The organism is Sphaerochaeta sp. UBA5836 (genome assembly GCF_002432845.1).
GTDB lineage: Bacteria > Spirochaetota > Spirochaetia > Sphaerochaetales > Sphaerochaetaceae > Sphaerochaeta.
In genome coordinates, this window is record NZ_DJGW01000099.1 from 1 (window position 1) to 2,249 (window position 2,249).

3 protein-coding genes are annotated in these 2,249 nt (G+C 49.1%); all 3 read right to left on the reverse strand.

The features are described 5' to 3' along the window. Positions 1-614: TRAP transporter large permease subunit (locus tag B3F49_RS09325; protein WP_293910611.1), on the reverse strand; the 614-nt coding region annotated here is incomplete at its 3' end. Continuing rightward, entirely contained in the window at positions 611-1,180 is a 570-nt protein-coding gene (locus tag B3F49_RS09330; protein WP_293910613.1) for a TRAP transporter small permease, read from the reverse strand. The genes B3F49_RS09330 and B3F49_RS09325, both read right to left, overlap by 4 nt. A gap of 73 nt (positions 1,181-1,253) precedes the next feature. Continuing rightward, positions 1,254-2,249, reverse strand: a 996-nt coding sequence (locus B3F49_RS09335; RefSeq protein WP_293910614.1) for a TRAP transporter substrate-binding protein, incomplete at its 5' end; no start/stop codon positions are given.

The following is a 2,249-nucleotide window of genomic DNA, read 5'->3' on the forward strand; positions in this document are numbered from 1 at the left end:
TCTGAAATAGGATATTTCTTCCTTACTGCGATAATGTAAGAACATAGCATGAGAGCCCCTGTCAATAGAAAACCCGGCAGATACCCGGTCATGAACATGGTGCTGATCGAAAGCCCGCTGCCTGCTGCAACCACATAGAAGATCATATTCTGGCTGGGAGGGATGATGACCCCTTCCACCGAGCTGGTACAGGTTACAGCAATAGAGTAGTCGGCATCGTAGCCCTCTTTAATCATCGAAGGGATTAGGAAGGACCCAATCGAGGAGACGTCGGCGATGGAAGAACCTGAAATACCTCCGAAGAACATCGATACGACACAGTTGACCAATGCCGTACCACCACGCACCCGGCCGATCAGGACGTTGGAGAACTTGGTGAGCCGGTCGGAGATTCCTCCATCTGTCATGATCTGGGCCATGATGATGAAGAAAGGGACACACATGAAGGTGAAACTGGTGATACCGGTCGCCATCTTCTGGAACAGGTTGAAGTAGGGAATCCCTAAATAGGTTGCAGTGAATAGACTGGCTATTCCGAGGGCGAATGAGATAGGAAAGCGCAGCATCATCAGGATGATCAAGCTGCCGAAAAGAATCAAAACCCCGTTGGTCATACCGTACCTCCCCTCTCAACTGTGAGCTCTTCGACTGTCTTTGGTTTGTCGGACTCCCGCTGGTATTCAGAGCGGGGTTTAAGGATAGTCGAAATGAAGTTCACCAGAGAGTAGATAAGCATCAAGACACCTCCGACAACGAGAGGGGCATAAAGCCAACCTTGGGAGAACCGGGTTGCCGGTTGTGGTTTGGGCAGGTTGAGTTTTGTGAGCATCCAGCCGTACTTGATCATCTCGACAAAAAACCAAACAAGTAGCCCATGTCTGAATAGGTCGGCACCTTTTCTCAGAACCGGGGACATTCGGTTATACAGGAAATAGAGGGCTGCATGGTCGTCGGTGTAAATATCGATTGCCATGCACAGATAACCGAACCAGACAAGAAACATCAGCGTTACTTCTTCAGACCAGCTGAACGGAGCATCAAACACAAAACGCATGACTACCTGAACGAACGTTATAAGAGTAACAATGATGAGGATTACACTGGATATGTATCGTTCAGCTTGTATGAACGCATCGAAATAGCCTCTGATTTTCATCAGCACTTTCTGGTTGTTATTCATGATCTTTCTCCAAGACGGTATACAGAAGTTCCTTCCTCCACACAGAGGAAGAAACTTCCATCAGTATAGAGCCCTAATTGACTGCCTTAATCTGCTCGATGATCGACTTGTACTGGGGATACAGGTCATAAATCGGGGAGACAGCATTCTGGAACTCTTTTCCATCAACTTCGAAAATCTGGCAGCCGGCTTCCTCAACCTTGGCTCTGGACTCATTCTGGAAGTCCATCATTGCCTGTCTCTGCCAAACTGCGGCTTCTTTGGCTGCCTCGCGGACTGCCTGCTTCTGACTGTCGTTAAGCTTGTTCCAAGAGTTTTGGCTCATCAGCAACATGGCAGGAGGTGCCATATGGGCATCGAGGGAATAATACTTGGCAACTTCATAGTGGCCGGAGGTGTAGTAAGAGACAAAATCATTCTCTGCTGCATCGATGACACCGGTCTGGAGGCCCTGATACACTTCACCGTAGGACATCGGTGTGGCGGCACCGCCAAGAAGCTCAACCATCTTGATGGCTACTTCACTCTGCTGTACTCGGACTTTCATACCCTTTATATCAGCAACGCTCTTGATCGGCTTCTTGGTGGAGTAGAAGTTTCTTGAACCGGCTTCCCAGTATTCCAGGCCGATCATATTGTACTTCTTCAAGGAGTCTGAAACGCCCTGGCCGATCGTACCATCAAGAACCTTGTATTTGTGATCGGTGCTGGTGAAAATGTACGGCAGCGTGAAGACACCTACCTCATCGGCAGTGGATGCCAAAGCCGAGGTGTTGATGCGGGCGAAATCCAACGCACCAATCTGGACCTGGTCGATGGTCTCATTCTCGTTGCCCAGCTGAGCATCAAGATACACATCGATCAACACAGTTCCGTTGGTCTTTTCCTTTACCAAATCGGCGAACATCAACATACCCTTTGAAATGGGGTTGTTTGCCGGCTGGTTTTCAGCAAGCTTGAAGTTCAGCACAGCACCGGCTGAGCTCTTCGATTCCGATCCACCCTGGGCAAACAGGGAGGTCGCCAGCAGCAACACTACAAGAACCGTTACTAACTTTTTCATTCCGTT

What these genes read in the sequence shown, in the direction of transcription:
- B3F49_RS09330 (WP_293910613.1), bottom strand. Translation starts at nt 1,180, where the DNA reads ATGAATAACAACCAGAAAGTGCTGATGAAAATCAGAGGCTATTTCGAT.